At 57.0% G+C, this 1,003-nt stretch carries 2 rRNA genes; both read left to right on the top strand.

Annotation, left to right across the window (positions count from 1 at the left end):
* Nucleotides 1–755 (top strand): 23S ribosomal RNA (locus ACR3FF_RS27175); the annotation flags it as partial.
* A 127-nt stretch (nt 756–882) separates the two neighbouring features.
* Nucleotides 883–1,003, top strand: a 5S ribosomal RNA gene (gene rrf, locus ACR3FF_RS27180).

A 1,003-nucleotide genomic window follows, 5' to 3' on the forward strand; every position in this document is an offset into this window, starting at 1 on the left:
TACACAGGTACCCGCGCTAGCGGGCCACCGAGGCATCACTGAAATACTACCCGGTAGTGACTGCGACCCTCACTCCTGGCGGAGGACACCGGTAGCCAGGCAGTTTGACTGGGGCGGTACGCGCTCGAAAAGATATCGAGCGCGCCCCAAGATTTCCTCACTCGAGTCGGAGACTCGAGGAAGAGCGCAAGAGCAAAAGGAAGTCTGACAGTGTCCTACACAACGAGGGACGCTGACGCGAAAGCGTGGTCTAGCGAACCAATGAGCCTGCTTGATGCGGGCCATTGATGACAGAAAAGCTACCTTAGGGATAACAGAGTCGTCACCGGCAAGAGCACATATCGACCCGGTGGCTTGCTACCTCGATGTCGGTTCCCTCCATCCTGCCCGTGCAGAAGCGGGCAAGGGTGAGGTTGTTCGCCTATTAAAGGAGGTCGTGAGCTGGGTTTAGACCGTCGTGAGACAGGTCGGCTGCTATCTATTGGGGGTGTTACGGTATCTGACGGGAACGTTCGTATAGTACGAGAGGAACTCCGAATGGGTGCCACTGGTGTACCAGTCGTCTGACAAGGCGCGTGCTGGGCAGCCACGCACCACGGGGTAAGAGCTGAACGCATCTAAGCTCGAAACCCACCTGAAAAAGAGATACCACCTGAGACCGCTCGTAGAAGACGAGTTCGATAGGCTCGGGGTGTACGCACCGAGGCAACGAGGTGTTCAGCCCGCGAGTACTAACTGGTCAATGCCACACACTCATACCGCATTTGGATCACACCACTCACCTGGTGTGAGTCCAGGCGCAAACTGGATTGCACATACATACGGTGACAGAACCATCGACGATTGGTATCCCCATCACGGTTCGATTCCGTGAGTCGACGTTAAGGCGGCCAGAGCGGCAGGGACACACCCGTACCCATCCCGAACACGGTAGTTAAGCCTGCCTGCGTTTCGGTCAGTACTGGAGTGCGCGAGCCTCTGGGAAATTCGATTCGCCGCCTCC

It is taken from the genome of Haladaptatus ordinarius (assembly GCF_054177595.1).